This is a genomic window from Dactylosporangium sp. CA-233914 (assembly GCF_050942935.1).
Classification (GTDB): domain Bacteria; phylum Actinomycetota; class Actinomycetes; order Mycobacteriales; family Micromonosporaceae; genus Dactylosporangium.
Genome location: NZ_CP192030.1, coordinates 11150730 through 11174103, shown reverse-complemented (window position 1 = coordinate 11174103; position 23374 = coordinate 11150730). Strand labels below are relative to the sequence as shown.

The window sequence follows — 23374 nt, the reverse complement described above, 5'->3', positions numbered from 1 at the left end:
ATGGCGCGGCTACCCGGACGACAGCGGCCCTATCTTGGCCGGCGGGGTGAGGTCCCCGGGCTCGCTCGGCGGCAGCGGTACCGCGCGATCGAGCGCTTCCTCCACGGCCGCCTCGGCCACGCGCTCCAGCACGGCCGCCAGCTGCCCGAGCGTGTCGTCGTCGAGGCGGTCCAGCAGGCGCCGGGCGGCCCGGGTGCCCCCGTCGCTGAGCCGGTCCAGCGTCTCCCGCCCGGCGGGGGAGAGGTGGATGCGGCGGACCCGGCGGTCGTGCGGGTCCTCCGCACGGGTGACGTAACCCTGGGTCACCAGCCGGTCTACAATGCCGGACAGCGTGGCCAGACTCACACCGAGCAGCCGGGTCAGCTCCTGCGAGGCCATCCCGTCGTGGCCGGAGAGCAGCAACAGCACCTTGAGCTGCTGCATTGTGAGGTTTACTGAGAACAGTGGGTTCGTGCGGTCGTACGCCAACAGGGCGCGCATCCGCTCCTCGGCCCTGGCGACGCGGGCCAGTAGCGCTTCCCTGTGAGTGTTCACAGCAATGTTTTACCGCCTGGATAAACTTTGCGCGAGACGAACCATTAGCATCACACGAACTAACGTGCTTGTAGCCGATCGGAAGAAGACTCCAGACATGTCGTTCCTCGCCCGGCTCAGTTTGGCGAACCGGGGGCTGGTCGCGATCATCGCGATCGTCGTCCTGGGCTTCGGCGCCATTGCCATCCCGTCACTGAAGCAACAGCTCATCCCCTCGATCCAGTTCCCGGCCGCCTTCGTGGTCGCGACCTACCCCGGCGTGTCGCCGGATATCGTCGAGGAGCAGGTGACAAAGCCCATCGAGGGCGCGCTGCAGAGCGTGCCCGGGCTGACGGACATCACCTCCACCAGTCGCGAGGGCATGGCGACGGTGCAGGTCTCGTTTGACTTCGGCTCGTCGATCGACGACATCACCAACAAGATGAACACGGCCATCTCGCGTATCCGCTCGCAACTGCCCTCGAGCGTCGACCCGCAGGTCATCGCCGGCTCCACCGACGACCTGCCGGCCGTGGTGCTGGCCGCGTCGAAGTCCGGCGACCAGATCGCGTTCGCGCAGCAGCTCAACCAGGTCGTCGTGCCGGAGCTGCAGGGCATCGAGGGCGTGCGTCAGGTCGAGGTGACCGGCGCCGAGACCCAGAACGTGCTCATCACGCTCAACCCGCAGAAGGCCGGCGCGGCCGGGGTCAACGGGGAGTCGCTGACCACCGCGCTGAAGTCCAACGGCGTCTCCTTCCCCGCCGGCACCCTGACCCAGGGCGACAAGTCCCTCGCGGTGCAGGTCGGCGGCACCCTGAGCACGCTGGACGACCTCAAGAACCTCGCCGTCACGCCCACCGCGAAGCTCGGGGACGTGGCCACGGTCGAGCTCAAGACGGTCGAGGCCACCTCGATCACCCGCACCAACGGCAAGCCCAGCCTCGGCATCTCGGTCACCGCCGCGCCCGACGGCAACGCCGTGAAGATCTCCCACGCGGTCCGCGACAAGCTCGCCGACCTGGAGAAGTCGCTCGGCGGCGACACGAAGCTCACGTCGGTCTTCGACCAGGCGCCGTTCGTCGAGAAGTCCATCAAGAGCCTGTCCACCGAGGGCGCGCTCGGCCTGCTCTTCGCCGTCGTGGTGATCCTCATCTTCCTGGTGTCGATCCGCTCCACGCTGGTGACCGCCGTGTCGATCCCGCTGTCGGTGGTCGTCGCGCTCATCGGCCTGTGGGTCGGCGACTACTCGCTCAACCTGCTCACGCTCGGCGCGCTCACCATCGCCGTCGGCCGCGTCGTCGACGACTCGATCGTGGTGCTCGAGAACATCAAACGACATCTGGAGTACGGCGAGGCCAAGGTCCACGCCATCCTCACCGGCGTCAAGGAGGTGACCGGCGCGGTCGTCGCCTCGACGCTGACCACCGTCGCCGTGTTCCTGCCGATCGGCCTCGTCGGCGGCCTCGCCGGCGAGCTGTTCCGGCCCTTCGCGATCACCATCGCCGTGGCCCTGCTCGCGTCGCTGTTCGTCGCGCTGACCGTGGTCCCCGTCCTGGCCTACTGGTTCCTGCGCCCGCCGAAGGCCCTCGCCACCGAGGAGCGCGAGGCGATCGAGGCCCGGGCGCTGGAGAAGGAGCGGCGCAGCCCGCTGCAGCGCAGCTACGTGCCGATCGTGAGCTGGGTGACCCGCAGCCGGGGCACCCGCTGGGCCACCGTGGCCATCAGCATCGTCGTGTTCATCGGCACCATGGGCCTGGCCACCGCGCTGAAGACCAACTTCATCGACGAGTCCGGGCAGAGCGAGTTCTCGATCTCCCAGGAGCTGCCGGTCGGCTCCAGCCTGGCCACCACCGACGCGGCGGCCAAGAAGATCGAGGACATGCTGGGCAAGCGCGGCGACATCGAGGCGTACCAGGCCACCATCGGCGCCTCGGCCGGCTTCGGCTTCGGCGGCGGCCAGGGCGGCAACACCGCGAACTTCTCGGTCACCGCCAAGGAGGGCACGGACGTCGAGAAGGTCATCGACGAGCTGCGCACCGAGGTCGCCGCGGCCGGCAACAGCCTCGGCACCGTGAAGGTCGGCGGCAGCAGCGGCGGCGGCTCCAGCGACCAGCTCGAGGTCGTCATCAAGGCCAACAACCCCGGCGACCTCACGAAGGCCACCGGTCAGGTCGAGACGGCGATGAAGGGCGTCGGCGGCATCGCGGACGTCGAGAGCAACCTGGCCGCCAGCAACCCGCGCATCGACGTCAAGGTGAAGCGGGACCAGGCCGCGAAGTACGGCCTGAACGACGCGGCGGTCGGCGGCATCGTCGCGGCGGCGTACCGCGGCCAGACCCTGACCCAGATGACGGTCGACGGCGCCCAGCGCGACCTGATCCTGCGCTCCGGCCCGGCCCCGACGAGCCTGGACCAGCTCAAGGCCCTGACGATCCCGGTCCCGGGCACCCCGCCGTTCGTCCGCCTCGACCAGATCGCGGACGTGTCCCAGGACGCGGGCCCGGTCGCGATCACCCGCATCGACGGCAACCGCAGCGCCTCGGTCACCGGCCGCGCCTCCGGCGACAACCTCAGCCAGGTCTCGGCCGACCTGCAGACGAAGCTCGACGAGCTCTCCCTGCCGGCCGGCGCCACGGTGACCCTGGGCGGCGTGACCCAGGACCAGCAGGAGGCCTTCGGGCAGCTGGGCCTGGCGATGCTGGCCGCGATCGCGATCGTCTTCATCATCATGGTGGCGACGTTCCGCAGCGTGGCCCAGCCGCTGATCCTGCTGGTGTCGATCCCGTTCGCCGCGACGGGCGCGATCATTCTGCTGCTGGCCACGAACACGCCCCTGGGCCTGCCCGCCATGATCGGCGTGCTGATGCTCATCGGCATCGTGGTGACCAACGCGATCGTGCTGATGGACCTCATCAACCAGTACCGCGAATCCGGCATGCCGGTCCGCGAGGCGGTCGTCGAGGGCGGCCGCCGGCGCCTGCGCCCGATCCTGATGACAGCGGTGGCGACGATCTGCGCCCTGCTGCCCATGGCCATCGGCCTGACGGGCGAGGGCGGCTTCATCTCCCAGCCCCTGGCCATCGTGGTCATCGGCGGCCTGATCAGCTCGACGCTGCTGACCCTGGTCCTGGTCCCGACCCTGTACACAATGCTCGAGTCCACAAAGGAGCGACGCCGCCTGCGCCGCGAGGGCAAGCACGCCTCGCCGCTGACGGCCGGGCAGCAGCCAGCGGACGGCGACTCCGACGGCCGCCACCGCGTGGATCCCCTGGAGCCCGCCCCGTCCCACTGACGCAACGACCAGCCCAACCCAAGAGGCCGGCCACCCCACAAGGGGCGGCCGGCCTCCCATTTCCCCACCCCGAGCTGCTCACGCTCTCACGTTCGCCCCTATGCTGCCGCCTGCTTGATCAAGATCGCGCGATCGGCCCCTGTTTCCCCTGGTCACCGGCTTTTGTCGTACCCCTGTTCTAGGTTGTATCCATGAGCGAGGTGCTGACCGGGATCTCCGATTCGGAGTGGCGTGTTCGGTTGGATGCGATGCTGGCTGAGCAGCGTCGTCGTGTGGCTCGTCGTCGTGCGGTCCGTGCCGAGTTCGCCGAGGCTCGCCGCCGTGGTTTGGAGGCGCGTCATGCCGAGCGCCTGGCCCGTCTGGATGCAGAGGCCCGCACCGCCGAGATCACCGCTCATTGGGCCGAACAGGACGCCCGAGCCGCCCGCCGCCGCTCTCTGACCACCCACCCCAACCCGGGCTGTCCACCACCCCAGGCCGACTCCCACTGTCCGTCGACTCTTCCTGATTCCCGTGGTCCGGTGGCTCAGTGGGTCTCCCGCGGTCCGGCTATTCAGCCCAGTTCCCGCCGTGCGTCGCTGCAGCCCGACCTGGGCTGTGCGCCAGCCCGGCCCGACTCCCACTGTCCGTCGACTCTTCCTGACTCCCGTGGTCCGGTGGCTCAGTCCGTCTCTCGTGGTCCGGCTACTCAGCCCATTTCCGTCCGTCCGTCGCTGCAGCCTGACCTGGGCTGTGCGCCAGCCCGGCCCGACTCCCGCGGTCCGGCCGCTCAGCCCAGTCCCCGTCAGGCCACCCAGCCCAACCCTCGCTCCGACCCTTCCGCGCCCACCCCACCCGGACCGTCTCGCCCGCACGACCTTGCCGCCCCACCGGCGCAGCCGTCGCCGCCAACATCTCGCACGCATTCGCCAAGGCCACCGTCGCCCCCGATGTCGCGTGCACCTTCGCCCGAGCCTTTGCCGGAGCGTTCGCCGAGGCCTTCGCCGTCGCCGCCGATGTCGCGTGCACCTTTGCCGGAGCCCTCGCCGGAGCGTTCGCCAAGGCCTTCGCCTTCGCCGCGTTCCCAGCCCGCACCGACGCCACCGCACCCCTGGCCGGTCCAGTCATCGCACCTTCGACCGGTCGAGTCACCGTGCCCCCGACCGGTCCAGTCACCGCGTACCCGGCCCCTCCAGTCGGCATGCTGTCGATCCGTATCGTCACCACCACCGCACCGACCAGATCGTTGCGGCGACGATGCCGCGTCACCGCCGCTGCTGCAACGGCCGAGCCGTTCCAGTGACGCCGCGCCACCGCCCACCCGTCGGCCCGCCGCGGCACCGGCGCATCCCTTGCCGCCATTGAGCCCCGTTGCGGCGCCGCGTCCTTCGTCCAGGCCGTGTCCACCTCGTCATCCGCGTACCCGATCGCACCGGCCGTCGCCTTGGACCATCAGATGGCCTGAAGGCAGTCGCAGGGCGCACGGCTCGACGACATCACCATGGCCGACGACGCCGGGCCGGTCGCTGCCCGCGTTCGCCGCCTCGGGTGGTAGTGGCCGAGCGGGAGCAGGAGCACGGTCGCCGCCGATGTGACCGTGGTGTCGTCACCGGGCGGAGCCGAGGTTCCGCTGTTGCCCTGGTCGCCGAGCCGGCTACCGGGCGTCGCCGGCCGATGGGAGGCCCAGGTCATGCTGCGAGGCGTGAGCTCTCGCGGCGCGGGCTCACCGGCGGGCGGGCAAGCGCTGGACTTCTTTCGCGTACCCGCTCAGATCGGTCAACGGCGCACCCGATAGCGCAGGTGAAGCACCCGGTTGGCCTGAATCACCACGTCAGGATCCTCCAACAGGTGCTGGGCGTGGACCGACCCGAAGTAGCGCTTGCCGGACCCGAACACGACGGGTACGACGTCCATGCGCACCTCGTCGACCAGGCCCGCGGCAAGCATCTGGCCACCGACGTCGCCAGCGGCGACCTCGACCACGCGGTCACCCGCAAGCTCCTGCGCCTTGGCCACGGCCGCCTCGACGCCGTCGACGAAGTGAAACGGCGCCTCGGGGTCCCAGCCCTCGGGCTTCGGCCGGTGCGTCACGACGACCGCGTGGTCGATCCCGCTCGGAGGCTTCCCGTCCCAGCCGTCCGTCAGGTCGAAGACGTGGCGGCCGGCGATCGTGACCCCGACCTGGTCCCAGTACGGCCGGGTGTAGTCGTAGGACGCCTGCGACACCTTCAAGATGCCGCTGTCGTCCAACGGGACGTCCCCGCTGGTCAACCAGTCGAACAGCGGTCCGGGCTGGTCATTCTCGTCGGCGATGAAGCCGTCTACCGATACCGTGGCGGACATGACTACCTTGCTCAAAGGGGGGCGCTCCTCTACTTCGGGTGTGCCTCCAAGTTAACGTTTCGTGAGCTGTCGGTCTTGTAAGAAATCAATCGGCCGGCAGCGGCCAGCCGTCCAGCGCGTTGCCGGGATGTTCGCGCAGGAACCGCCGCCGGACTTCGATGTATTGGGTCGGCGTAAGCCCGGTGAACGCCCGGAACTCGTGGCCGAAGTGGGCCTGGTCGAAGTAGCCTGCGCCAGCGGCGAGGTCGCCCCAGTCGATCGGTTCGGCGGGGTCGATCGCAAGCACGGCCGCGGCGAAGCGTTGGGAGCGGGCCAGCCGTTTCGGCGTGACGCCGATGAGCTCCTTGAACCGCTGTGCCAGATGAGTGCCGCTGACACCGGCTGCCACGCTCAGGTCGCCGATCGGCACCGCCCCGCTGGTCGCCGCGATGACGCTGCTCGTATGGCGGACCAGCCCCAGGCCGGCGGTCTCGCACAGCCGTCGCATGAGCTCCTCCTCGAGCAGCGTCAGCATCTCGTGCGGTTCGTCCGCCGTGGCCAGCCGGTCTCGCAGCTCAGCAATGGCGGGCCGGCCCCAAACCTGCTCTACCGTCACCGGCCGGTCACACAGCTCGGCCGCGGGCATCGGCAGGAACGGCGCCAGCCCCCACGGCTTGAAGTGCACGCCGACGGACCGGGTCAGGAGTGGGTAGCCGAACTCCCACGCCCTGGTGGGCATGGTGACCACGCAGCCGTCGGCGTACTCGGCCGTCTCGATGTCGGTGCCGCCGCGGATGTGGAACGGCGCCCCGAGGTTGACGATGAGCAACGCCGACGGCGCGGGCGGCAGCGTCAGCCGGGCGTACGGCGGCGCACCCTCCAGGTAGTAGAGGTCGTCGATCAGCCCGTCCAGCGGCGGTCGCGGCACTCTGGACACGTACTCCACGCCCACAGCATCGCCGACGCCCCGCCGGCATCGAGCGCCGGGACGGTCCAGCCGCGCTGCCGCGTGTTGTCAGCGTTGTTCGGGGCTGTGCTCGCCGTTGTGCGCCCGTGCCTGCCGTCGGTGTTGGGGCCCGCCGTCTGGGCCGCGCTTGCCGGCGCTGTGCAACATCCCGCCCGTCATGCCCGGCCCGCGAGAGCTGGGTTGCGTAAACAGGTTTGTGGCGTAAAGTTCTTTGCATGACCCCCGTCGATGACGATGCACCGCCTGGCTCGCCGGCTGAGTCGTTGGCGCTCATTCGTCAGGAGCAGGACAAGGCCACGCGGACGATCGCGCTCAACCCGTTGGTCTACTACGTCCCTTGGGGGCTGGCCTGGCTGATCGGGTTCTGGCTGCTGTTCCTGCGTTACGGGCCCGGCGGCCGGGTCTATGTCGACCTGCCGGGCTGGCTGCCGCTGGTCTGCCTCTTCGTGCTCATGGCCCTTGCGATGGTCAGCACCGCCGTCGCCTCGGCGGTTCGGGGGCGGGGGCTTGCGGGGCGGTCGTCGTGGCAGGGTTCGGCGTACGGCTTCGCGTGGTTCCTCGCCTTCACCGGGGTCGGCATGACGATGAACCACTTCGCCGAGCTGCTGCCGGAGGCCGAGCGGGGGCTGCTCTGGGCGACGGTGTCGGTCGGGGTGGTCGGCGTGATGTACATGACCGGCGCCGCCATCTGGCTCTCCCGCGACATGTTCATCTTCGGGGCGTGGCTCACCGTCATCAACATCGCCGGGGTGGCGGCCGGGGCCGGGTGGCACTCGCTGATCATCTCGGTTGGCGGGGGTGGCGGGCTGTGCCTGCTCGGTCTGCTGCTCGAGCTGCGCTACCGTGCGGGCCGGCGGGCGTGAGCGAGCTCGATCCCGTGATCCACGTGCAGGCGCGCCTGCGCATCATGGCCGCGCTTTCGAGTCTCGGTGAGGGCGACCGGATGACGTTCCCGAGGCTGCAGCAGGTGCTGGAGATGACCGCCGGCAACCTGTCGGTGCACCTGACCAAGCTTGAGCAGGCCGGATACGTCGAGGTCGTCAAGTCCTTCCGCGGGCGGACCCCGACCACGTCGGCCGGCCTCACCCGCCGCGGCCGGGTCGCCTTCGACGACTACACCGCCGCCCTGCGGGCCCTGATCGACCCACCGAGCAAGGAGCCGCGATGACGCTCGCCCGCACCGTCGAGGTCAGCCGCCGCTACGGCGACACACTGGCGCTCGACACCGTGTCCCTCGACATTGAGCAGGGCGGTGTCGTCGGCCTTCTCGGGCCGAACGGCGCCGGCAAGTCCACGCTCATCAACCTGCTCGTCGGCCTGCGCCGGCCCACCAGCGGCCGCGTCGAGCTCTTCGGCGGCGACCCGCGCGACCCGGCCAGCCGCCGCCGGATCGGCGTGACCCCGCAGGAGACCGGCCTGCCGCCGACGCTGCGGGTGCGCGAATGCCTGGAGTTCGTCGGCCGCCATTTTCCGGATGCCGTACCCGACGCCGAAACCCTCGACCGCTTCGGCCTCACCGACGTCGCCGGCCGGCAGACGGGCGGGCTCTCCGGCGGCCAGAAACGGCGCCTGGCGGTCGCCCTGGCCTTCGTCGGCCGCCCGCGCCTGGTCTTCCTCGACGAGCCGACCACGGGCCTGGACGTGCAGGCCCGGCGGGCGCTGTGGGACGCGATCCGCGACTTCGCCGACCGGGGCGGCACCGTGGTGCTGACCAGCCACTACCTGGAGGAGATCGAGGCCCTGGCCGACCGGGTCGTCGTCATCGGCCGCGGACGCGTCCTGGCCGACGACACGGTCCCCGCCATCCGCGCCATGGTCGGCATCCACCGGGTCAGCCTCACGGCGCCCGAGCTGCCGGAGCTGCCGGGTGTCGTCGGCGTCGAGGCGTACGACGGCCGCACCTCCCTGCTCACCCCCGACGCCGACCAGCTGGTCCGCGACCTGGTCCGGGCCGGGGTCCCCTTCCACGGCCTGCAGGTCCAGCCCACGACGCTGGAAGAGGCGTTCCTGACCCTGACCGGAAAGACCCCGACCGGAAGGTAACCATGGCCTCCCTAGCCCTGACCCACGCCAGGTTCCGCATCCTGGAGACCATCCGCATCCCGATCGCGGTCGTCGGCGGCGCCTTCTTCCCGGCCGCGTCGATGCTCTTCTTCGTCGTACCCTTCGCCGGCGACGACCCCACCGCCGCCACGTACGCCACCGCCTCGATGGTCATGTTCGCCGTGATGACCAGCTCACTGTTCACCTACGGCGTGGGCGTGGCCGAGGATCGCGCACAACCCTGGGACCCGTACACCAGAACCCTCCCCGCGGGCCCGTCGGCGGCCTTCGCCGGCCGCATCCTCGCCGGCCTGACCTTCATGGCGCTGTCGCTGCTGCCGGTGGTCGTCATCGGCTGGCTCTTCACCGCCGCCACCGCGAGCCCGGCCGGCCTGCTGCTTGCCCTGGGCGCGGTGATCCTGGGCGCGCTGCCGTTCACGTTCATGGGCCTGGCCATCGGCTACGCCCTGCCGATGAAGGCCGCCCTGGCGGTCGCCCAGATCATCTTCTTCCCCCTCGCGTTCGGCGGCGGCCTGCTCTCGGCCCCCGGACAGGCCCCGGCGTTCGTCGAGACCATCGCCCCGTACCTGCCGACCCGCGGCGCGGTCGAACTGGTCTGGGCCGCCGTCGGCGACTTCGGCGTGTCCAGGACCTCGATGCTCGCCCTGGCCGCCTGGACGGTCGCGATGGCCGCCCTGGCCGCGTGGGCCTACCGCCGCGACGAGGGAGCCCGCTTCAGCTGACAACGGGGGCGTGCGCCCGGCACATCGCCGGGCGCACGTGGTCAGCGGGCGAGCAGGGCGAGCACGTGCCGTACGACTTCCGCGGGGTTCTCCTCGGCCATGAAGTGGCCCATGGCGACCGTTTCGTGGGTCAGGTCGTCGGCCCAGGCGCGCCAGCGGGCGGCGGCGTCGAAGCCCAGGGCGGCGCCCCAGTCCTGCTGCAGCACCGTCACCGGCATGCGCAGGCGGTGGCCCGCGGCGCGGTCCTGCTCGTCGTGGGTGACGTCGATGCCCGCGGTGGCGCGGTAGTCGGCGACGATGGACGGGGTCGCGGCGCGGGAGGCGCGCAGGTACTCGGCGCGGATCTCCGGCGGGATCGCGGCCCGGTCGCGGGTCCACGCGTCGAGGAAGTGGCCGAAGAACGCGTCGGCGGCGCCGGCGATGAGCAGCTCGGGCAGCGGGGGAGGGGCGGCCATGAGGTACAGGTGGAAGCCCACCACCCCGCCCGTGCCCCGCATCACCTCCCACGAGTCCAGGGTCGGCAGGACGTCGAGCGAGGCCAGGTGCGTCACGCGTGCGGGGTGGTCGAGGCCGGTGCGGATCGCGACCAGGGCCCCGCGGTCGTGCCCGGCCACCGCGAACCGCTCGTGCCCCAGCGCCTCGGCCAGCGCGACGACGTCGGCGGCCATGGTGCGCTTGGCGTAGGCGCCGGGATCGGCGGGCTTGTCGCTGTCGCCGTACCCGCGCAGGTCCGGGCAGACGACAGTGTGCCCGGCGGCGGCGAGCGCGGGCGCCACGTGCCGCCACATCAGGTGCGTCTGCGGGAAGCCGTGCAGGAGCACGACCGGGCTTCCGGCGCCACCGACGGCCACGTTGAGCGCGACGCCGGGCGCGACCGGCACGCGGCGGTACTCGAATCCGGGGATCTTCAGGTCCATGCCCGCCACCCTGCGCCCCGCCGATCAGCGGACGATCAGCGGCGAATAATCGAACCGTGACCACGTTCAGCGTGCTGGGCCCGCTGCGGGCCGCAAATCCGCTGAAGGGCCCCCGCCACCGGGCCCTCCTGGCCCGGCTTCTCGTCGCCCGCGGCCGTGTCGTCCCCGTCGGCGTCCTCGCCGACGCCGTGTGGTCGGGCGCACCCCCGCCCGGTGCCCTGCCGGCCCTGCGCACGTTCGTCGCCGACCTGCGCCGCGCCCTGGAGCCGGACCGCCCGCCGCGAACCCCGCCGCGCCTGCTGGTGACCGCCCCGCCCGGCTACGCGCTGCGCACCGCCCCCGGCTCCGTCGACGCCGAGCGCTTCGAGGCCGCCCTGGCCGGCACCGCCCGCTCGCCCCAGGCCGAGCTGACCGCCCTCGACGAGGCGCTCGCGCTGTGGCACGGTCCCGCGTACGCCGAGTGGTCCCACGAACCCTGGGCCCGCCCCGAGTCCGAACGCCTGGACGAGCTGCGCCTGCACGCCGTCGAGCGCCGGGCCGCGGCCCTGCTGTCCCTCGGCCGCCCCGCCGAGGCGGCCTCCGACCTGCGCGCGCACGCGGGCGCCCATCCGTTGCGGGAGGAGGCCTGGCGGCTGCTGGCACTCTCGTTGTACCGCTCGGGCCGGCAGGGTGACGCGCTCGCCGCCCTCCGCGAGGTCCGCGGCGCGCTGGTCGAGGAGCTGGGCATCGATCCAGGTCCCGCCCTGCGCACGCTGGAGACGGACATCCTGGCCCAGTCACCCCGCCTGACACCGCCCACCCCAGCGCCCAGCCTGGCACCGCCCACCCCGGCGACGGACGCTGCATCGCGTCCGGCACCGTCCGCCCCGATGACGGACGCTCCCGTTTTGCCGGCGCGTTCCGGCTCTTCCGTGACCGGCGGCGTCTCGACCGACAAATCCGAAATATCAGAAAAATCGGGCACGCAACTCGTCGGGCGCGACAAGGAGCTGCGGCGGCTTCGCGCGGCGGCCGAGCACGGACACCCCGTCGTCGCGCTCGTCCTGGGGGAGGCCGGCGCGGGGAAGACCGCGCTCGCCGAGGCGTTCGCGCACCGGTTGGCGGTGGACGGCTGGGCGGTGCTGTGGGGGCGGGCCGGGGAGTATGAGGGCGACCCCGGCGCGTGGCCGTGGACCGAGCTGGCGGCCCCGGACCGCTGGGCGCTGCACCGGGCCGCCGCGCAGCGCATCGGCGCGGCCGGCGAGCGGGTCCTGCTCGTCGCCGACGACCTGCACCGCGCCGACCCCGACACGCTCGAGCTGCTGACCGCGCTCCCGCCGGCCGTATCAGCCCGGTTCCTGCTGCTGGCCACCGCCCGCGACGCCGGCCCGAGCCCGCAGCTCACCGCGGCGCTGGCCCGGCTGGCCCGCCTGGAGCCGCTGCGCATCCGCCTCGAAGGACTGTCCGAGACGGCCACCGCGCAGCTGGCAAGGGCGGTCGCGGAGCGGGATGTGGACGCTCATGCCGTACACCTGCTGCAGGAACGAAGCGGCGGAAACCCCTTCTTCATCCGCGAGCTGGCCCGCCTGCTCGCCGCGGAGGGCCCGGCCGCGCTGCGCGCCGTGCCCCCGGGTGTGCGCGACGTCATCCGCCACCGCGCCGCGCAGCTGTCCGCCCCGACTCAGGACGCGCTGCGCCGCGCGGCGGTCCTCGGCCGCGACGTCGACCCGGAGCTGCTCGCCGCGATGGCCGGCGCCCCGGTCCTGGACGCCCTGGAGGAGGCGACCCGCGCGGGCTTCCTCCTCGACGGGGTACGGTTCGCGCACGTCCTGGTGCGCGACACGCTGTACGAGGAGCTGTCCGCCCCGCGCCGCGCCGCCTGGCACACGGCCGCCGGCGAGGCCCTGGAGCGCCTGGCCCCGCACGACGTCGACGCGCTCGCCCACCACTTCGACGCGGCGGGGACCCGCGCCACGGCGCAGCGTGCCGCCCGCTATGCGGCCCGGGCCGCCGAACGCGCCGAGCGCCGCGGCAACCCGCACGAGGCCGCCCGGCTGTGGCGGCGCGCCCTGGCCGCCGACGTCCCCGACCGCCTGGACGCCACCATCGGCCTGGGTCGTTCGCTGGCCGTCATCGGCCACCTGGCCGAGGCCCGCCGCCTGCGCGCCGCCGCCGTGGACACCGCCGAACGCGAGGGCGACCCGGCCCGGGTGGCGGTGGTGCTCGGAGCGTTCGACGTGCCGGCGATCTGGCCCCGCAACGACGACGAACCGCTCTCCGCCCGAATCGCCGCCGCCACGACGCGCGCCCTGCGCACCGCCACCGATGCCACCCGCGCGAGGCTCCTGTCGGCCCTGGCTCTGGAACTGCGCGGCGCCACCGGCCGCCACGGCGTCGAGGTCGCCGCGGAGGCCGACCGCCTGGCCCGCGCCGACGGCGACCCGGCGCTGCGGGCACTGGCCCTCAACGCCCGCTTCCTGCACGCCTTCACCACCACGGGCCGCGGGTCCGAGCGCGGCGCGATCGCCGAGGAACTGATCGCCCTGTCGTCCGCCCACGACCTGGTGACGTTCGAGGTCCTGGGCCACCTGATCGCCCTGCAGTCCGCCTGCGCACACGCCGACCACGCGACGGCCGCCGCCCACGCCGCCGAGGCGGACGCCCTGGCCGAGCGCTACGCACTGCCGGTCGTGACCGTTTTCACCCAGTGGTACGCCGCGATGCGCCGCGCCGCCACCAGCCCCGCGCAGGCCGAGCCCCTGTACCGGGCCGCGGACGCCCGCCTGTCCAACGCCCAGATGCCCGGCATGCACGAGGGCCTGCTGGGTATGGCATTGCTGTCGATCGACCGGCTGGGCCCGGGCGACGAGCTGGGCCCGTACGAGCCATGGGCCCGGCCGCTGCTCCTGCTGCGGGCGGACCGGCCCGATCAGGCGAGGGCGGCCCTGCACTCCTTGCCCCCGTCCCCGCACGACCTGCTGTGGGAGGCCCGGCTGTGCCTGGCACTGCGAGCCGCCAAGGCGTTGGGGGAGGAGCCGGTCGTGCGGCGCCTGTCCGAGGAGCTCAGCCCGGCGGCAGCGGAACACGCGGCCGGCAGCGGCGTGCTGTCCTTCGGCGCGGTCGCCGCCTACCTCTGAACTCACCCGGCGGCGGCAGACGGGCAGCCAACGCGATCACGGCTTGTGCGGGCAGCGGTGGGCCGGGCGGCGGGGAATGCGGGCCGGGCGGCGGATCGAGACCAGCCGGGCCGGGCGGATCGCCGGCCGGGACGCCGACGCCGGGGCCGTCGACGACTTCGCCGCGCCCGACACCGCGGCCAGGTGGGACGACAGCGCCGCGTGCAGCAGGGTCGGGGCCGGGGGCTGCGGATGGGCGGTCGAGGGGTTGGCGCGGCGGTTCAGCGGCTGGTACGTGCGCTGGGCCGGGATGTGCGGGCGGGTCACCGAGGCCACCCGCGGGGACGCCGCGTCCGGCGTGGCGTCCACTGGCGAGTCGTCCTTCTCCGGACGCGTCACGATGAACGCGACCACCGCCGCCACGAGGACGGGGACCAGGTAGAGCAGGACTGCGGCGTATTGCTCGGCCACGGCGGGAACTCCCAACGGCTGCACACGACTGACCTGCGCAACGCTACGGATTCCGCCGCACCCACCGTGTCATCCGGTCGGGTCCTGCTGCAAGTCCGGGCGGGGTGCAGCTGCGGTGCAAACCTCGCGGTACCACCCGTAGGAGCGCCGCGGGGTGCGCTCCTGCGTGCCGAAGTCGACGTGGACCAGGCCGAAGCGCTGGTGGAAGCCCTCGGCCCACTCGAAGTTGTCCAGCAGCGACCATGTGCAGTAGCCGTGGACCTCGACGCCTTCGTCCATCGCGGCGCGGACGGCCCGCAGGTCGCCCGCGATGTAGTCGATGCGGAACTGGTCGTCGAGGCCGGGCCAGGAGCAGCCGCTCTCGGTGATCCAGACCGGCGGCAGGGCGTCGCCGTGGCGCTCCTTGAGCGAGACCAGCAGCTCACGCAGGCCGTCGGGGACGACCGGCCAGTCGAACGCGGTGCGCGGATAGCCGTCGATGTCCAGACGCGCGAACGGCAGCGGGTCGCCCTCCGGCGGGGCGGCGATGCGGCTCGGGTTGTAGTAGTTGACGCCGAGAGCCTGGATCGGCTGGGAGATGACCTGCAGGTCGCCCTCCATGATGATGGAGTCGACGTCGGCGGTGGTGAGAAACTCGTAGCCGGGCGGATACTCCCCGCGCAGGATCGGGTCCGTGAACAGGTGGTTCTGCACCAGGTCGTAGACGGCCGCGGCCATCTGGTCGGCCTCGGAGTCGCTCGCGGGCCACACCGGCGAGTAGTTGTTGGCCAGCGTGACCGGGGAGCTCGACGTGCGGCGTAGCGCCGAGACGGCCAGGCCGTGGCCGAGCAGCAGATGGTGCACGACAGGCAGCTGGTCGCTGAGCATCCGCAGCCCGGGCGCGTGCACGCCCTGCACGTGACCGAGGGCGAAGTGGATGTACGGCTCGTTCAAAGTGATCCACAGCTTCACCCGGTCGCCGAGGCGCTCACCCAGCAGCTCCGCGTACTCCCCGAAGCGCATCGCGGTGTCCCGGTTCGCCCAGCCCCCCGCGTCCTGCAGCGCCTGCGGCAGGTCCCAGTGGAACAGGGTCAGCAGCGGGTCGATGCCGCGCGCGAGCAGCCCGTCGACGAGCCGCTCGTAGAAGTCGAGGCCGGCGGGGTTGGCGGGCCCGCTGCCGGTCGGCTGGACGCGCGGCCAGGCCACCGAGAACCGGTACGCGCCGGCGCCCAGCCCCGCGATCAGGTCCAGGTCGGACTCCCACCGGTGGTAGTGGTCGCAGGCGACGTCGCCGGTGTGCCCGTCGCGGGTCAGGCCCGGCGTATGGGCGAACGTGTCCCAGATGGACGGTCCGCGGCCGTCCTCGTCGACGGCGCCCTCGATCTGGTACGCCGCGGTGGAGACCCCGAAGCGGAATCCCGGCGGAAACTGCGGTACTTCCGGCATAGGGCGCACGCTACCGCCTGGGGCCGGGCGAAGAACAGGATGGTCTTGACCCGTGCGGCCCGGGATCCACATTGGACATCAGTGCGGGGGCCTCACACCCGGTCGGCGGAGGCGGCCACGCGTACCCACTCCGTGCGCTCGGGCGTCGGGCAGTATTGGGGCATGGCACAACAGATCCCAGCCGTCGAGCTGGCCCCCGGCGTCAGCCTGCCGGCCGTCGGCTTCGGCACATGGCAGATCACCGGCCGCTCGGCGTACGAGTCGGTCCGCGCCGCGCTGGACGCCGGCTACCGGCACATCGACACGGCCACCATGTACGGCAACGAGGAGGAGATCGGCCGCGCGCTGCGCGACAGCGGCCTGCCGCGCGGCGACGTCTTCATCACCACCAAGCTGCCCCCGTCCCAGGCGGGCCGCGAGCGGCAGACCATCGAGGCGAGTCTCAAGGCGCTCGGCGTCGACTACGTCGACCTGTGGCTCATCCACTGGCCGCCGGCCCGCGGCAAGTCGCTGCCGACCTGGATCGCATTGCTGGAGCAGCGCGACGCCGGCCGCGTGCGCAGCGCCGGGGTCAGCAACTACGACACCGCGCTCGTGGACGAGCTGGTCAAGGAGACGGGCGAGACGCCGGTCGTCAACCAGGTCGCGTGGAGCCCGGCCGAGCACGACCCGCGCTTCCTCGACGACATGCGCCAGCGCCGGGTCGTCGTCGAGGGCTACAGCTCGCTGAAGAACACGCCCCTGTCCGACCCGCGACTCGTCGCGATCGCCTCGGCGCACGGGGTGACGGTGCCCCAGGTCGTCCTGCGCTGGCAGCTGCACCACGACATCGTCGTCATCCCGAAGTCCACCCACCCGGAGCGGATGCGGGAGAACCTCTCGGTGCTGGACTTCGAGCTGACGGCCGAGGAGATCGAGGCGATCGACTCGGGCTTCCGGGCTAGTCGCGTTTGACGGACCGGTTGATGCGGGCCCGCCAGCCGCGCTCCTGCGGCTTGCGGCGCAGCTTGGCCAGCGCGGCCACCGCCCCGGCGGTGAGCTCCTCGAAGTCGAAGCCGGTGCGGTGCGTGCCCTTCTGGATCACGAACGCCAGGCCGGCCGAGTTGCTCACCGCCCACCCCGGCCGGGTGCCGAGGCGGTGGGCGGCACCCCCGCCGTAGGCCGTGAGGAGCTGGATGTCGAACGGGTACCGCACCTCGCCACCCTCGCGCGTCACCACGATCCGCGCCTGCGCGAGGGTGTCGTCACGGTTGAACAGCGCCCGCCACCACTTCGTGCGCGGCGCCTCGACCACGACCTCGACGCCCTGCCCGTGCTCGCCCGGATCGCGCGCCTCGGCGACCCGGCGCACCAGGTCGACGACCCGCTCGGGCCGCGACCGCCGAAACGGCACCCACCTCTCCACGGCGCCAATGTTTACGCGGGCCGTTGCGCACTTGTCCAGACCACCGGCCGTTGCTACTGACCGGGCGGCGGGTCGATCGCGACGGCGAGCGACGCGAACGCGGACTTGTTCCCCGCCGCGTCAAAGGCGCGGACCCGGATGCCGTACGTCGTGCGCCCCGCCACCCGCGGCTCGGTGAAGCTGGTCCCGGCCACGTCGCCGGCCCAGTCGGCCCCGCGGAAGACCTGGTAGCCGGCCACCCCCACGTTGTCGCTGGACGCCGTCCACGTCCACGTCACCGAGGTAGCGCCGACCGCGACCCGCAGCTGCGTGGGGATCGTCGGCGCCCGCGCGTCCGAGTTGGGCCCGGGATCGATGGCGACGGACAGCGAGATCGGCGCGGACCGGTTCCCGGTCCCGTCGAACGCGACGACGGAGAACGTGAACACCCCGAACCCGAGCGGCGGCACCCTGAGACTCGTCCGGCTGGTGGCCCCGTAGTGATCGCCGTTGACGTACACGTCATATCCCGCGACGGCGATGTTGTCGCTCGACGCGCCCCAGCTGACGGCCTGCGACCCGGGCGAAAGGCCGGGCGGCGTGGTCGGCGCCTGGGTGTCGGCCGGCGCCCCCGGCGTGACGACGGCATAGGGCGAGGCATTCCCCGCCGCGTCCAGAGCCCGGACCCGATAGGTGTACACCATCGGCGGCGGCGTGGGCATGGTGTACTCGGTCCCGGCGACGGTGGCGGCGAGACTGGTCCCCAGGTAGACCTCGTACCCGCTCACGGCGACGTCGTCACCGGACGGATCCCAGCGCAGCGTGAACGTGTCGGTCCCGATGGCGTACCGCAGATTCCCGGGCGTGGACGGCGGCCGGATGTCAGTGCCGGCGCCGGTTCCCGTGCAGGAGCCCCCGTTGAGCGTGCAGTTCAGCGGCCCTGCGGTCCCTTGCGCGGTCCACCCGAAATTGGCGCTCGAGCCGGGTGCGACAACGGCATTCCAGGAGGCCCCGACGGCCACGTAATGATCGCCGGTGTGGGTGACCTGAGCACCCCAGAACGTGCCGACGGAGGTCCCCGCGGGAAGGTCGAACTCGACCCGCCAGGTCAACGGCGAAGAGGTCCCGTTCGCGATGGTGTACTGCCCGGTGTACCCGGTAGCCCATTCGCTCTGCTTCACGAACGTCGCGGTAGCAGCTCCGGCCGCCGAAGCGACCCCCACGACCGAGAGCCCGCCAACGGCAAGCCCAATCACAAAAGCACCCTGCATGACGCGGCGGAGCCAGCGAGAGCGACCCATGTCGATGGATAGTAGGAACACTGCCCACGGTGGGTCAACGCCCAATCACGGCCCGCCCGCCCACCAGGCGGGACGCGTGGAACTTGCACTCCCAAGGCCCTGTAGCCACATGGCCAGATTTGCTTCTACACTGCCCATCATGCTCGACCGTCGCTCCACCCAGGCGCTGTACCGCCAGCTGGCCAACGAAATCCGAGCCCGGGTAGCCACCGGCGCCCTCAAGCCAGGCGCCGAACTCCCGAGCGAGATCGAGATCGCCAAGGCGTACAACATCAGCCGCGACGTGGTCCGCCAGGCCATGTACGTCCTACGCAGCGAGGGCGTCATCACCACCCGCCGAGGCCACCGCGCCCAGATCCGCCCGAGCCCGGCCCGAAGGGAGATCCACCCGCCTCAGAACGCCGAGATCACAGCAAGAATGCCGACCGGCCCGGAACGCTCCCGCTTCGACCTCCCGGAAGGCATCCCTCTGCTGATCATCACAACCAGCCAGGGCGAAACGCCATACCCCGCCGACCAGGTGGTAATCCGCACCAAGTAACCGAAAACCCGGGGCGGGCCCAGTCCCGCCCCGCCTGACACCCGCTCGGCACTCGGTCCCCCTCGGCCTGTCGAGCATCTCGGCCCTTGGCTGTCGGTGGTTGCTATTCATTCAGCTACAAATTGTAGCGACGTGAGTCCCATGCGTAACATCCTTGATGTATGGCATCGATCCTTGACGTTCTCCGGGAGCGCGATGATCTGTCGACGTATGTCATTCACCTCACGAAGGGCGGGGGTGACGCGGCCTTCGACAACCTCGTCAGCATCCTGTCCGGACGCCGTATCGAGGCCAGAAACCACTTTGGCCTGCCGCAGTCGAGGAGGCTGGCGGAGAGGTTCAAGGGCACGGCGTTCGCACGGACGCAGCAGGCCGTCTGCTTCACGGAGACGCCGCTGAAGCACGTCCGGCACATGTGCGCGGAGATCGAGAACCGCTCGACCAGATTGCGCGACTACGGGGTGGCGTTCACGAGGAACTACGCGCGGAGGAGGGGTATCAGCCCGCTCTGGTACGTCGACACCAGTCCTGGGCAGCCGGGCATGCGATCACACGACTGGCTCACGAATCCGCTCCGCGACCTGATCGACGATGCGGTCCGCGCGGCCACGCCCGAGGGCTCGACGGAGCCCAACCCCGCCAGGCTTGCCGCGCAGCCGGTTTTCCGGCTCACGCCGTTCGTCGAGACCATGGGCCCGACACGGGACGGACGGCGCAAGGAGTTCTGGTGGGAGCGCGAATGGCGCAAGGTCGGCCCCTTGAACTTCGTGCCGTACGAGGTGATCGCCGCCGTCGTTCCCGAGCGCGACCACCGAAGGCTGCGGACCGGTCTGGCCGCCATGCCGGGCTACAGAGGTCTGCGTCTCGTCGACGCGCTGTGGACCCCGAGCAGGATCGCTGAAGCGATGGCGGGCGTCGAAGCGGGGCCATTCTCCACCTGAGGGCGGTGCGCGGCGCCGAGAGGAGCCGTCCCCGCGAGCGGTCTGACCTGGACGGACGCGGCGCGGTGGGCAGGCTGGTCACAGTGCGATGAACCGCGTCAGCTTGCCTGTCGAGGCGTGACGCGGGATCTGTTCGACGGTGCTGACGCTGATCTTGGGGCTAGGGAGGCCATACGGCGACAGCGAGGCGACCAGGGCTGTCGCCACCGCGGAGACATCGGGTGAGCCGACCACCAGGACGTCCGCACCGGCCGCGGTCTGGCGCACCTGGTACTCCGAGATCAGCGGATCGGTGCCCAGCACGTGCCTGAACGCGCTGGCCGGGACCATTCGCTCGCCGTAGCGGAAGTCGTCGTCGCGCCGTCCGGCGATGTCGGCGACGCGCAGCATCGGGCTGCCGCACGCGCAGTCTCCGGGCAGCAGCGTCACCTCGTCGCCGAGGTCGTAGCGGATGAACGGAAACGTGCGGCCGGCAAGCCCGGTCGCGAGCGTACGCGCGGCAGGCTCATCGGCGCGGACCGGGCGCCCGGCCGAATCGACCCGCTCGATGATCACCTCGTCCTCGCAGATGTGCAGGCCCTCGCCGTGGCCGCAGCCGACGGCCTGGACGCCGATCTCGGTCGAGCCCCAGAGGTTGTGGACCGGCGCGCCCCAGGCGGTGCCGATCGCGTCGCGGTCCTCCACGCTGAGCGGCTCGGAGTTCGTGCTCACCCGAACCGGCCGGATGTCGAGCTCACCCGCGATCGCGGCACGGGCGAGGCGTCCGATCACCGAGGCATAGCCCACGAGATGGGTCGGCCGGGCGTCCGACACGGTCCGCAGCACCTGCTCGAACGGCGCCGCCGCCGGGATCACAATGGTCTCCATCAACGGCCCGGTCGCGACGTCGAACAGCGGCGTGCTGGCGTGCGGCGGCTCACCGGCCTCCAGCACGGCCAGCCGGGCCCGGCGGAGGTCTGACCCGCAAGCACGCTCGGCCCGCGCCTGCCACCGCCAGGCGAGACAGGCCAGCGTCACGAACTGCCCCCAATCCCATACGTACACGCCGCGCACACCACTCGACCCGCCCGAGCTGAATACCTGGTGCCCCGCGGGCGTGTAGGAGAACCAGCGCTGCTGAGCCAAAACCTGTTCGGCACCGCCCCGGTCGATGCCGGGCGCGGTGACGATCGCGTCCCACTCGTCCTGGGCCTCCCGCTTGACCATGGGCGGCAGCCGCGCGAGGTCCTCGACGGTCGCCGTGGCCGGGTCGATGCCGCCCATCCGAGCCGCGTGAAACGGCGAGCGCGCGCGGGCATACGCGAGCAACGAACGCAGCCGTTCGGTCCGGTACCGCTCGATGCGAGGCCGCGGCCACTCGAGCCGTGCCACATGATCCTCGAGCGAGGCCCGCACCGCACTCAAGTGCGCCGCGCGCAAATGCTCATAAGCCACCTTCCGCGCCTCGTACGACATGTGCCCAGCGTGCCTCGGCCACCTGCGCGCGCACGACGCAAACGCGCGTTGATCGCCCTCCGCAGAGCGGACCACCACCTCCGAGGCCTGTCGTCCCCACAGGTCAGATCGGGCCGAACGGGTGCATGGCATTTCTGAGTAATCCAGCTCAGACCCCGTTACCGGGCATTGGCACCCTGGAAGCCGCTCCTGCTGTAGGACGGCCACTGCGTGGCTGGATCTCCCGTCAGCGACCTTAATTGGGTTCGCAGCGGGGCCGTGGTCAGGCCCGCGCGCGGCGGGTGGTGCAGACTGGGCCGATGAGTCCTGCCCGCCGTGCCCCCCGAGGCAAGCAGAACCCGAAATCCGGTCGCCGCTCCGATCTCGTCGTGGTAGGCGGAGCAGCGGAGACGTGCAAGTGTCCCGCGTGTTCGGGTGGGGAGTTGGATCCCGAGCAGATGCTCGCCGAGCTGGTGGACGGAGCCGCCGACCTGGCCGGCTGCGAGGATCCGCTGGAGGCGGAGCTGGCCGGCGCACTGTTCGTGGCGATGGCGTTGGCCGGCGGTGACGACACGGTGCCTGTTTTCGCCCAGGGCTTCATCCCGGGGATCGAGGCGCGCGGTAACGATGCGGCCCTGATGATGCTGACCGCGATCGGTGCCGCGGCCCGCGGCGGCCCCGAGCAGGTGGCGGAAGCCGCGGTGGCGGCCGCCGGCCGGTTGGCCGCCAGTGGCATCGCCGTGCCGGCCTGGGCCGGGGAGTTGGAGCAGCCGCTGGGCGCCGGTTACTTCAGGCGGCTCTACGACACCGAGGGGATCATGTCGGTGTTGGCCGGGGTGTTCAACCGGGCCGGACGCGAGCACGCGGTCATGGTGGTGGTGGATCACGACGACTGTGGCGCCGCCGGGGATATCCTCATCGTGGACGCGGCCGACCTGTCAGTGGCGCTGAAGGACATCCGCGACGGCGGCCGGCGCGACGGCCTCACCATCAAGACCCAGGCGCTGGGGGCGCCGGAGTTCCGCTGGTACGTGGAGCAGGCAATGCAGGCGCGTGCCGTGCACGACAGTGAGAACGGCGACGATGGCGGACGGGACGTGTCGGACCTGTTCGACGAGGACGATGGGCCCGGGTACCCCGTGTTGGCGGTGCTGGTCCGGACACGGTTGGCTGTTCTGCCGCAGCCGCGTAAGCCCAAGGGCGCGATCGTGTCCGGGCACAGCGCCGGTGGGCAGGACGCGATGCGGGTACTGCAGCAGATCGCCGACATGGTTGCCCGTTCGGGTGGCCCATCCGCTGTCGGTCTGGACCTCCTGGCCGCCGGCCGGGCGCAGCCGGCGAGGCTTCCCGCCAAGCGGAAGAAGGCCGCCGGTCCGGCACCGGTGTACCAGCTCAAGGTGAGTCTGCGGGGCGCGAAGCCACCCATCTGGCGGCGGCTGCTGGTGCCTGCGGACACCAGCCTGGCTGGGCTGCACGCCACCATCCTGGCGGCGTTCGGTTGGCACGGCGGGCACATGCACGTGTTCGAGACCGCGTACGGCGACTTCGGACGCGCCGACCGCGAGTTGGGGCACCGGGCGGAAGGCCCGGTGACGTTGGAGCAGGTCGCACCGCAGCTGAAAGACAAGATCCGATACACGTACGACTTCGGGGACGACTGGGTACACGACATCGTGGTCGAGAAGGTACTCGACCGGGACCCGTCGACGGCCTATCCCCGGTGTACTGGCGGGAAACGGGCCGCCCCGCCCGACGACTGCGGTGGGATCTGGGGCTATGAGAACCTGGTGGAGGTGCTGGCCGACCCGGCGCACCCGGAACACGAGGAGCGGCTGCAGTGGCTGGGACTGGCGGATGCGAGCCAGTTCACGCCGGACGCCTTCGACGTCGGGGCGGTGAACCGGCTGCTGAGCGCCCTATAGGCGTCCCTGGCGTGCAGAATCAGTCCCGCACAGGCCGACGCTCGCTCCCGGCCCTCCTGACAGGGGTCAGTCTGTGGCTTTCGG

Annotated in this window: 20 protein-coding genes; 10 read left to right on the top strand and 10 right to left on the bottom strand. The window is 71.6% G+C overall.

What is annotated here, in order from left to right; all coding sequences use genetic code 11:
- Positions 1-9: 9 nt before the first annotated feature.
- Positions 10-534: a MarR family winged helix-turn-helix transcriptional regulator gene (locus ACQPY0_RS49690; protein ID WP_432977792.1), complete on the bottom strand. Its 525-nt coding sequence runs from the start codon at positions 532-534 to the stop codon at positions 10-12.
- 97 nt (positions 535-631) lie between these two features.
- On the opposite strand from ACQPY0_RS49690, the gene ACQPY0_RS49685 reads away from it, so the two are divergent.
- A complete protein-coding gene (locus ACQPY0_RS49685; protein WP_432977789.1) occupies positions 632-3805 on the top strand; it encodes an efflux RND transporter permease subunit in 3174 nt (1057 codons plus the stop codon).
- A gap of 152 nt (positions 3806-3957) precedes the next feature.
- On the opposite strand, the gene ACQPY0_RS49680 is transcribed toward ACQPY0_RS49685, so the two are convergent.
- From ACQPY0_RS49680 to ACQPY0_RS49670, 3 genes are all read right to left on the bottom strand, one after another.
- Positions 3958-4203: a hypothetical protein gene (locus tag ACQPY0_RS49680; protein WP_432977787.1), complete on the bottom strand. Its 246-nt coding sequence runs from the start codon at positions 4201-4203 to the stop codon at positions 3958-3960.
- Between the two features lie 1357 nt (positions 4204-5560).
- On the bottom strand, positions 5561-6142 hold the full coding sequence (locus ACQPY0_RS49675) for a dihydrofolate reductase family protein (protein ID WP_432977784.1): 582 nt from the start codon (positions 6140-6142) through the stop codon (positions 5561-5563).
- 70 nt (positions 6143-6212) lie between these two features.
- Positions 6213-7052 carry a helix-turn-helix domain-containing protein gene (locus ACQPY0_RS49670; RefSeq protein WP_432977781.1) on the bottom strand — a complete coding sequence of 280 codons (840 nt, stop codon included), beginning with the start codon at positions 7050-7052 and terminating at the stop codon, positions 6213-6215.
- A gap of 236 nt (positions 7053-7288) precedes the next feature.
- Here ACQPY0_RS49670 and ACQPY0_RS49665 point away from each other — a divergent pair, with 236 nt between their 5' ends.
- The 4 genes from ACQPY0_RS49665 to ACQPY0_RS49650 are packed head-to-tail and all read left to right on the top strand — an operon-like array spanning position 7289 to position 9859.
- The gene (locus tag ACQPY0_RS49665; RefSeq protein WP_432977778.1) at positions 7289-7936 is read left to right on the top strand and encodes a transporter; all 648 of its coding nucleotides are present in this window, start codon (positions 7289-7291) and stop codon (positions 7934-7936) included.
- Positions 7933-8241: a winged helix-turn-helix domain-containing protein gene (locus ACQPY0_RS49660; RefSeq protein ID WP_432977775.1), complete on the top strand. Its 309-nt coding sequence runs from the start codon at positions 7933-7935 to the stop codon at positions 8239-8241. Before ACQPY0_RS49665 ends, ACQPY0_RS49660 begins: the two co-directional genes overlap by 4 nt.
- Positions 8238-9116 (top strand): ABC transporter ATP-binding protein, encoded by an 879-nt coding sequence (locus ACQPY0_RS49655; RefSeq protein WP_432977772.1) that lies wholly within the window; start codon positions 8238-8240, stop codon positions 9114-9116. Before ACQPY0_RS49660 ends, ACQPY0_RS49655 begins: the two co-directional genes overlap by 4 nt.
- A gap of 2 nt (positions 9117-9118) precedes the next feature.
- The gene (locus ACQPY0_RS49650) at positions 9119-9859 is read left to right on the top strand and encodes an ABC transporter permease (RefSeq protein WP_432977769.1); all 741 of its coding nucleotides are present in this window, start codon (positions 9119-9121) and stop codon (positions 9857-9859) included.
- 41 nt (positions 9860-9900) lie between these two features.
- Here ACQPY0_RS49650 and ACQPY0_RS49645 read toward each other — a convergent pair whose 3' ends face one another.
- The gene (locus ACQPY0_RS49645; protein WP_432977766.1) at positions 9901-10776 is read right to left on the bottom strand and encodes an alpha/beta fold hydrolase; all 876 of its coding nucleotides are present in this window, start codon (positions 10774-10776) and stop codon (positions 9901-9903) included.
- 56 nt (positions 10777-10832) lie between these two features.
- Between ACQPY0_RS49645 and ACQPY0_RS49640 the strand changes: the two genes are divergently transcribed.
- A complete protein-coding gene (locus tag ACQPY0_RS49640) occupies positions 10833-13892 on the top strand; it encodes a BTAD domain-containing putative transcriptional regulator (protein WP_432977763.1) in 3060 nt (1019 codons plus the stop codon).
- A gap of 36 nt (positions 13893-13928) precedes the next feature.
- Here the strand turns inward: ACQPY0_RS49640 and ACQPY0_RS49635 are convergent, their stop codons facing one another.
- Together ACQPY0_RS49635 and ACQPY0_RS49630 are read right to left on the bottom strand one after the other, a co-directional pair.
- A complete protein-coding gene (locus tag ACQPY0_RS49635; RefSeq protein ID WP_432977760.1) occupies positions 13929-14342 on the bottom strand; it encodes a hypothetical protein in 414 nt (137 codons plus the stop codon).
- A gap of 69 nt (positions 14343-14411) precedes the next feature.
- Positions 14412-15767, bottom strand: a complete 1356-nt coding sequence (locus ACQPY0_RS49630; protein WP_432977757.1) for a GH1 family beta-glucosidase — start codon at positions 15765-15767, stop codon at positions 14412-14414.
- Between the two features lie 162 nt (positions 15768-15929).
- On the opposite strand from ACQPY0_RS49630, the gene ACQPY0_RS49625 reads away from it, so the two are divergent.
- Positions 15930-16721 (top strand): aldo/keto reductase, encoded by a 792-nt coding sequence (locus ACQPY0_RS49625; RefSeq protein ID WP_432977754.1) that lies wholly within the window; start codon positions 15930-15932, stop codon positions 16719-16721.
- On the opposite strand, the gene ACQPY0_RS49620 is transcribed toward ACQPY0_RS49625, so the two are convergent.
- The gene (locus ACQPY0_RS49620; RefSeq protein WP_432977751.1) at positions 16708-17160 is read right to left on the bottom strand and encodes a hypothetical protein; all 453 of its coding nucleotides are present in this window, start codon (positions 17158-17160) and stop codon (positions 16708-16710) included. The genes ACQPY0_RS49625 and ACQPY0_RS49620 overlap by 14 nt on opposite strands.
- 65 nt (positions 17161-17225) lie before the next feature.
- Positions 17226-18332, bottom strand: coding sequence for a cellulose binding domain-containing protein (locus ACQPY0_RS49615; protein WP_432977748.1), 1107 nt, complete (start codon positions 18330-18332; stop codon positions 17226-17228).
- 259 nt (positions 18333-18591) lie between these two features.
- Between ACQPY0_RS49615 and ACQPY0_RS49610 the strand changes: the two genes are divergently transcribed.
- Entirely contained in the window at positions 18592-18993 is a 402-nt protein-coding gene (locus tag ACQPY0_RS49610) for a winged helix-turn-helix domain-containing protein (RefSeq protein WP_432977745.1), read from the top strand.
- Positions 18994-19154: 161 nt separating this feature from the next.
- Positions 19155-19934: an abortive infection system antitoxin AbiGi family protein gene (locus tag ACQPY0_RS49605; RefSeq protein ID WP_432977742.1), complete on the top strand. Its 780-nt coding sequence runs from the start codon at positions 19155-19157 to the stop codon at positions 19932-19934.
- 78 nt (positions 19935-20012) lie between these two features.
- Here ACQPY0_RS49605 and ACQPY0_RS49600 read toward each other — a convergent pair whose 3' ends face one another.
- Entirely contained in the window at positions 20013-21596 is a 1584-nt protein-coding gene (locus ACQPY0_RS49600) for a phenylacetate--CoA ligase family protein (RefSeq protein WP_432977739.1), read from the bottom strand.
- Positions 21597-21811: 215 nt separating this feature from the next.
- Here ACQPY0_RS49600 and ACQPY0_RS49595 point away from each other — a divergent pair, with 215 nt between their 5' ends.
- Positions 21812-23290, top strand: a complete 1479-nt coding sequence (locus ACQPY0_RS49595) for a plasmid pRiA4b ORF-3 family protein (protein ID WP_432977736.1) — start codon at positions 21812-21814, stop codon at positions 23288-23290.
- The last annotated feature ends 84 nt before the right edge of the window (positions 23291-23374 follow it).

Coding starts and splice junctions, on each gene's coding strand:
- ACQPY0_RS49630 (WP_432977757.1), bottom strand. CDS start 15,767: ATGCCGGAAGTACCGCAGTTTCCGCCGGGATTCCGCTTCGGGGTCTCC.
- ACQPY0_RS49680 (WP_432977787.1), bottom strand. CDS start 4,203: ATGAGCGGTGATCTCGGCGGTGCGGGCCTCTGCATCCAGACGGGCCAG.
- ACQPY0_RS49605 (WP_432977742.1), top strand. CDS start 19,155: ATGGCATCGATCCTTGACGTTCTCCGGGAGCGCGATGATCTGTCGACG.
- ACQPY0_RS49650 (WP_432977769.1), top strand. CDS start 9,119: ATGGCCTCCCTAGCCCTGACCCACGCCAGGTTCCGCATCCTGGAGACC.
- ACQPY0_RS49685 (WP_432977789.1), top strand. CDS start 632: ATGTCGTTCCTCGCCCGGCTCAGTTTGGCGAACCGGGGGCTGGTCGCG.
- ACQPY0_RS49610 (WP_432977745.1), top strand. CDS start 18,592: ATGCTCGACCGTCGCTCCACCCAGGCGCTGTACCGCCAGCTGGCCAAC.
- ACQPY0_RS49665 (WP_432977778.1), top strand. CDS start 7,289: ATGACCCCCGTCGATGACGATGCACCGCCTGGCTCGCCGGCTGAGTCG.
- ACQPY0_RS49645 (WP_432977766.1), bottom strand. CDS start 10,776: ATGGACCTGAAGATCCCCGGATTCGAGTACCGCCGCGTGCCGGTCGCG.
- ACQPY0_RS49655 (WP_432977772.1), top strand. CDS start 8,238: ATGACGCTCGCCCGCACCGTCGAGGTCAGCCGCCGCTACGGCGACACA.
- ACQPY0_RS49625 (WP_432977754.1), top strand. CDS start 15,930: ATGGCACAACAGATCCCAGCCGTCGAGCTGGCCCCCGGCGTCAGCCTG.